The following is a 6,487-nucleotide window of genomic DNA, read 5'->3' on the forward strand; positions in this document are numbered from 1 at the left end:
CCTGGTGATCGCCCGGCCGGGCTCCCTCCCGGCAGCGGGCTCCCGACGAGCCAATCGTCGGGAGGCACGGCGGTCAACGGTCCCGGGGGATCCCGGCGGAAGATACGCCAACGAACGTATCCCGCGCGGGGGCGCGAAGCGGTACGTACTCCGCGCGGCGGCACCTCTCCCCCGCGGCGGCGCGCATCCCGCGCGGAGCGGCGAGCCGGTGCGGAGCGGCGAGCCGGTGCGGAGCGGCGAGCCGGTGCGGAGCGGCGAGCCGGTGCGGAGGCACCCGCTCGGCGGCTCACCCGGCCGGGATCAGCACGGGCTTGACCACGCGCCCCTCGTCACAGTCGCGCTCGGCCTCGTTGACCGCGGCGAGCGGATACGTCCGGATCAGCTGGTCGAAGGGGAACCGCCCGGCCTGCCACAGTGCGGTCAGCCTCGGCACCAGCAGCCCCGGCACCGCGTCCCCTTCGCAGAGGTGGGAGATCCGCCGGCCCCGGTCCAGTGCCCCCGGTTCGATCGCCAGCGCGCCGCTCAGCCGGGCCACCAGTCCGAGGTGTCCGGTCGGGCGCAGCGCCAGGAGCGCGTCGTTGATCAGCCGGACGGAGCCGGTGGTGTCCAGCGCGTACCGGGCGCCGCCGTCGGTCAGGCGCCGGATGCGGCCGGGCAGGTCGGCTGAGGTGGCGGGCAGCGGGACGGCGCCGAACCGTTCGGCGAGGGCGAGCCGTTCGGTGTACCGGTCGACGGCCACGGTGACGGCGCCGGCGGCGGTGGCCGCCATCACCGCGGCCAGGCCCACCGCTCCGGCGCCGAAGACCGCGACGGTGTCGCCCGGACCGGCCGCGAAGGTGTTCAGGACCGCTCCGGCGCCGGTGAGGAAGCCGCAGCCGAGCGGCCCGAGCAGTTCGACCGGCAGTGCGGGGTCGACCCGGACGGCGTTGCGGGCCAGGACCACCGCGTACTCGGCGAACGAGGACTGGCCGAACCACCGGGGAGCCAGTCCTCCCCCGGCCGCGTCGGTGAACCGCGCGGCGTGCTCCGTGCGCCCGCCGAAGAGGTTGAGCGCGGCGAAGGAGTCGCAGTAGGCGGGGGCCGCGCCCCGGCAGCTCCGGCAGTGGCCGCAGGAGTCGAAGCTCAGCACGACGTGGTCCCCGACGTGCAGGCCGGTGTCCGGGCCGGCCGTCTCGACCACGACTCCCGCCCCCTCGTGGCCGAGGACGGCCGGCAGCGGTGAGCGGCCCGCCGAACGCCGGACGGCGAGGTCCGTCCGGCACATCCCGCAGCCCGCGATCCTCACCAGGACCTCGCCGTCGGCCGGCCCCGTCCCCAGGGCCACCTCCTCGACCGTGAACGGCCCCTGGTGGGAGCGCAGGACCGCCGCGCGGAACCTCACCCTTCCTCCGGGCGGTGCACGACGAACGGCCTGAGGTTCCCGTAGAGCCCCCACGGCCCGCCCGCGACGCCGACCCCGCTCTCCTTGATGCCCGCGAAGGGCTGGGCGAGCGAGAGCTCGGCGTGGTGGTTGATCCAGGCCGTCCCGCACTCCAGCCGGTCGGCCACCGCCTCGGCGCGGTCGAGGTCCGTCCCCCAGACCGAACCGCCCAGACCGAAGCCGGTGTCGTTGGCCGCCGCGACGGCCTCGTCCACGCTCCGGTAGGCCAGCACCGGCAGGACCGGTCCGAACTGCTCCTGCGTCACCACCGGGCTGTCCGGCGGGACATCGGCGAGGACCGTCGGGGCGAAGAAGTGGCCCGGCCGGTCCAGCCGGTGGCCGCCGGCGGCGGCCCGGGCGCCGTCCGCCAGGGCCCGGGCCGTGTAGTGCTCGACGCGGGCCAGTTGGGGGGCGTTGTTGAGCGGCCCCAGCTGGGTGCCCGGGTCGAGCCCGGGGCCGACGACGGCGGCCCTGGCGCGCTGCGCGAGGGCCTCGACCACCTGGTCGCGGAGCCGGGCCGGGGCGTAGACGCGCTTGACCGCCATGCACACCTGCCCGCAGTTGCGGAACGCCGCCCAGAACAGCCGGTCCGCGATCCGCTCGACGTCCACGTCCTCCAGCAGGATCGCGGCGTCGTTGCCGCCCAGCTCCAGGGTGACCCGGGCCAGCGAGGGCGCCGCGCCCGCCGCGACGGCCCGGCCGGTCGGGATCGACCCGGTGAAGCTCACGTGCCGGATCCCCGGGTGGGAGACGAGCCGGGCACCGAGCGGTTCGAGCCCGGTGACGATCGTCAGGACGCCCTCGGGGAGCGCGCCGGCGAGGACGGACCCCAGCAGCCGGGTGGCGAGGGGAGTGAACGGGGAGGGCTTGAGGACCACCGTGTTGCCCGCCGCGAGCGCGGGCGCGAACTTCGCCGCCGCGAGCTGGAGGGGGAAGTTCCACGGCACGATCGCCGCCACCGGCCCGAGCGACCGCCAGCGGACCTCGCTGCGGACCGGCCGGCCGTCGTCGATCGGCCGGGGCACGGGGGCGAGCCCGGCGAAGTAGCGCAGTCGGGCCGCCGTACGGGCGACCTCGGCGGACGACTCGGCGAGGGGTTTGCCCTGTTCACGGGTGAGCAGCGGGGCCAGCTCGGCGCCGGCCGCCTCCACCGCGTCGGCCGCCGCGAGCAGCGCGCGGGTGCGGGCGGCCGGGTCGGCCCGCCAGCCGCGCCAGGCCTGGTGGGCCCGGCCGACGACGGTGTCGAGTTCCTCGGGCCGCTGGTCGGGAGCCTCGTCGAAGGCCTCGCCCGTCGCCGGGTCGAGGACGGCGAAGCGCTCGCCGCGTGGGCCCGGCGAGCGCCGGGGCACGGGTGTCGGCAGCATGCCGGCAGTCAGCTCTGCGCGACGGCGGCCGCGTGCTCGCGGGCGTGCCGGTCCATCTCGGCCCGGAAGGCGGCCACCAGGTGCGGCCGGATCCTGCCCACCGTGCGGTCGCCGCCCTCGCAGACCGCCCCGCGCACCCCGACGATGTCGGTCCCGATCCTGGTCAGCTCGCCGAGGTCGCCGAGTCGGACGCTGCCCGCGAGGGCCGCGAGCAGCCCGGCCTCGTGGGCGAGGCGGACGAACTCCGCGCACGCGTCCGGCGGGACGTGGTCGAACAGCCGGCTCCCGTCCTTGATCGCGGTGTCGAGCATGGCCGCGTCGGAGCCGGAGCGGAGGGCGATGTCGGGCAGGGCGAGCGGGTTGACGCAACCGATCCGGTGGGCGTCCGCGTAGCCCGAGGCGACGACGAAGGCGTCCGGCCGGTAGTCCTTCACCGCCCGGACCACCCCGCGCATGACCTCGACGGCCTGGTCCGGGGTCGTGCACCCGTAGAGGCCGACCTTGATGTACGTGGCTCCGGAGACCGCCGCTCCGAGCGCCGCCTGCGCGACCGTCCCCGGCTTGTACGGGACGTCGCCGACGGTGGCGGAGACCGGCTTGTCCGCCGGGACGGCGTCGCGGATCTCCCGGATCACCCACGGGAAGTTCGCGCCGAGCGAGCCCTCGTCGGGCTTCTTGACGTCGACGATGTCGAGGTGCTCCGCGGCCTTCGCGCAGTCGAGGGCCTCCTCGACGCTGTCCGGGGAGATGAGAAGCAACACGGTGGGCCCCTTCCGCCGCAGGTCCGCCTGCCCGGGGGCAGGTGGGCGGAGTCGCCCGGATCACGTGCGGTCCGCTCATCATCGCGGCGGCCCGCGGACGTCGGTAGAGCGCACGGAGCGCGAACGGGTCGTTGGGACGGCGCGCCCGGCGCACCGTGCGCCGTCCGCGCCCTCCGCGCCGACGCGAGCCGGCCGTACCGCGTGAACCGGCCGGGCCGTCCGGCCGGGCCGCCGGGGTGCGCCGGCCGGGGCGGCGCGGGCCCGGCGGTCGTGGTCGGGGGCGCGGCCGCCGTACAGTACCGGGACGACCCGCAGCTTCGTCACCGTCCTGGTGGCACGCGATCGCGGTCGGGGGTGCGGACGGCGGATCCCGGCGGACTTCATGGCATGATCAACACCCGCGTCGGACGCGAGTGGACGCCTGCCATCCCCGCCCCGCCCCCGACCGCCCCGACCGGCCGCACGCACCGCCGCCCCCACCAGGCCTCCGACCACCCGAGGGCCGGGCCGCCAGCCCTGCCCAGCGGACCACCGCGGCCGCCACCAGGCACGTCGCACACGGCGTAAACTTCAACCACGACGACAAGGGACCATCTGTGGCAACCGACTACGACGCCCCCCGCAAGACCGACGACGACGGGTCGCACGACAGCATCGAGGAGCTGAAGACCCGCCGCACCGACACCTCCTCCGGCGCCATCGACGCCGTCGACCAGCTCGAATCGACGGACGGTGTCCAGCTGCCCGGAGCGGACCTCTCGGGCGAGGAACTCACCGTCACCGTGCAGCCGATGCTGTCCGACGAGTTCACGTGCGTGAACTGCTTCCTGGTGCACCACCGCAGCCGTCTCTCGCGCATGAAGAACGGCCGCCCCCTCTGCGTCGACTGCGACTGACCGACGGCCGCCGGCCCGCGACCGCGGCTGAACGACGACCGCGACCGGCCGACGACGGCGACCGGGGACGGGGGCCGCGGTACCGCCGCCCCGGTCCGGTGTCGCGGGACTGTTCCTCGGTCGGTCGGCCGTCGCCGCCGGTGGGGACGGCGGCCACGTCGCTGGCGAGGTCCGCTCCGGGCCGCCCCCGGCCCCGGGTGCCCGTGGCCGGGGTGCCCGGGAGCGGGCCGCCCGCCGCAGCGGCATGACCTGCCCTGGACGTCCGCACGGAGCCGGTCTCGTTCGCCCGGCGGACGGTCCCGTCCGTACCCCCGCGAGGCCTACCGGGCACCGGCCCGCGGACGTCGCCCCACGCCTTCGCCGCGGCGCTCCGGACGCCGCCGTGGCCCGCCACCCGGGGTACGGGGTGGCGGGCCACGGGCCGGCGGTCAGAAGTCGATCACCTGGCGGTCGAGCGGGTACGCGGAGCGGTGCGGGCCGTCGTAGGGCGAAGGGTCGATCGGCAGCACGCCGGTCGGCTGCAGCCCCAGGTTGTCGTCCCAGATCCGGGGCGCGACATGGCCGAGCACCCGGAACTCCCGGAAGGTGAAGGGCGGGCTGTCGGTCGGGAAGAACTCCGCCGTGGTCATCACCTGGAAGTGCAGGTGCGGGGTGGTGGAGTTGCCGCTGTTGCCGATCAGCCCGAGGACCTGCCCGGGTTCGACGCAGTCGCCCGCCCGGACCCGGAGCGATCCCGGCTGGAGGTGTGCGTAGAGCAGGTACCGGCCGGGGGCGACCTCCAGGGTGATGTGGTTGCCAACGGTGTCCTCGATCGGCGGTACCGCGGGCGGGTACGGCGGCGGGTTGTCCGGGACGCCGTCCTGGACCTCCACCACCCGGCCGCCGGCAGCGGCGAGGACCGGCTGACGATAGGTCAGATAGCTGGTGAGCTGCCCCGGATCGCCCTCCCAGGTCTGCCCGTCGCCGCCGACCCGGTACCAGTCGATCGCGAAGCGCTGCGGAACGTAGAACGCGCCGTTGATCGGGGCGAGTCCGCGCCGGTGGTGGGTGTTGTCACAGCACGACTCGCTGGCGTACCAGCTGCCCGGGCGGACCGGCGGCAGCAGGTCCGGCGGCGCCGTACGGGCGGTCCGGGTGGGCTGCACCGTCTCCTCGAAGGGCGAGGAGCCCGACGCGGACAGGACGGCCCCCACCAGGTGGTGCTCCACCACCTCGGGGACCGGCTCGCCCGGGGCGAGCGCCAGGTCGATCCAGAGCACCCACTGCTGCGAGCCCGGGATCACCGTCTCCGCCGGTGGCTCGGGCGGCGGCGCGGCACCGCGGCCGCCGTCGGCCGCCGGGTCGCGCGGGCGGTCGCCGACCGCGCCCGGCAGCGGGTCACCGACGGGATTGGCCGCCGCGCCCAGCACCGACCCGCTCAGCGAGCCGACGACGCGCTTGGTGGCGGCGTCCTGGACGTCCACACGGTCCAGCCGCACCGCGAGGCTGGTGGACAGCGCGTTGGTGGTGAGCAGTTCGTAGGAGAGGTGGACCTTCCCGTCCGAGGCGTCGAACGGCGCGGGCTCGGTCATCACCGCCGCGGTCAAGGGGGTGAACTGCGTGCCCGGTGCGAGGGCGGGCCGTCCGGCCGCGTAGCCGGGCGTGCCCGCCGCGGCCAGCACGACGGCTCCCAGGACGGCGGCGGCGAGGCGGCGCAGGAGGGGCCGGCCGCCGGTGCGGCCGCCGGCTGCTGGGTCCGGGTCGGTCATGGGGGTTCCCGGTTCGTCGTCGGAGCCGGTCCGTCCGAGACGGACGGCGGCGCGCCCCATCGGCTGGGGCGCATGCCCATGTAAGGCGATGCCGGTCCGGCTCCGCCCGACGCCGGTGCCGACCCCTGGCGAAGACCACCCGTCCGGTCGACACCGGAGCCGAGGGGCCGGCTCCGGGTCGCCGCCTGCCGCTCGTGGGAGCGGCCACGGTGCGACGGTGCGACCGCCATGGTCTGAGGACGGCAGGCGCGCGCGGAGGAATCCGCGCGCGCCGGCCCGGGGGGACCCACGGCGATCG

General features: G+C 76.2%; 5 protein-coding genes. 1 reads left to right on the forward strand and 4 read right to left on the reverse strand.

Annotated features, from left to right (window positions below; all coding sequences use genetic code 11):
• Window positions 1-286: 286 nt before the first annotated feature.
• The 3 genes from ABZ497_RS29450 to ABZ497_RS29460 are packed head-to-tail and all read right to left on the reverse strand — an operon-like array spanning window position 287 to window position 3,545.
• A complete protein-coding gene (locus ABZ497_RS29450; RefSeq protein ID WP_329491657.1) occupies window positions 287-1,381 on the reverse strand; it encodes an NAD(P)-dependent alcohol dehydrogenase in 1,095 nt (364 codons plus the stop codon).
• Window positions 1,378-2,784: an aldehyde dehydrogenase family protein gene (locus ABZ497_RS29455; RefSeq protein ID WP_359809549.1), complete on the reverse strand. Its 1,407-nt coding sequence runs from the start codon at window positions 2,782-2,784 to the stop codon at window positions 1,378-1,380. The genes ABZ497_RS29450 and ABZ497_RS29455 overlap by 4 nt, the downstream gene beginning before the upstream one ends.
• Before the next feature lie 8 nt (window positions 2,785-2,792).
• On the reverse strand, window positions 2,793-3,545 hold the full coding sequence (locus tag ABZ497_RS29460) for a (5-formylfuran-3-yl)methyl phosphate synthase (protein WP_359809551.1): 753 nt from the start codon (window positions 3,543-3,545) through the stop codon (window positions 2,793-2,795).
• Window positions 3,546-4,141: 596 nt separating this feature from the next.
• Between ABZ497_RS29460 and ABZ497_RS29465 the strand changes: the two genes are divergently transcribed.
• Window positions 4,142-4,441, forward strand: coding sequence for a DUF4193 domain-containing protein (locus ABZ497_RS29465; RefSeq protein WP_329491654.1), 300 nt, complete (start codon window positions 4,142-4,144; stop codon window positions 4,439-4,441).
• 428 nt (window positions 4,442-4,869) lie between these two features.
• Here ABZ497_RS29465 and ABZ497_RS29470 read toward each other — a convergent pair whose 3' ends face one another.
• On the reverse strand, window positions 4,870-6,189 hold the full coding sequence (locus tag ABZ497_RS29470) for a M23 family metallopeptidase (protein WP_359809553.1): 1,320 nt from the start codon (window positions 6,187-6,189) through the stop codon (window positions 4,870-4,872).
• Window positions 6,190-6,487: the final 298 nt, after the last annotated feature.

This window comes from Kitasatospora sp. NPDC005751, from assembly GCF_040630835.1.
In the GTDB taxonomy this organism is placed as follows: Bacteria; Actinomycetota; Actinomycetes; order Streptomycetales; family Streptomycetaceae; genus Kitasatospora.

Bases quoted from the DNA above. Each gene is read 5' to 3' on its own strand.
- ABZ497_RS29455 (WP_359809549.1), bottom strand. From the start codon at position 2,784: ATGCTGCCGACACCCGTGCCCCGGCGCTCGCCGGGCCCACGCGGCGAG.
- ABZ497_RS29470 (WP_359809553.1), bottom strand. From the start codon at position 6,189: ATGACCGACCCGGACCCAGCAGCCGGCGGCCGCACCGGCGGCCGGCCC.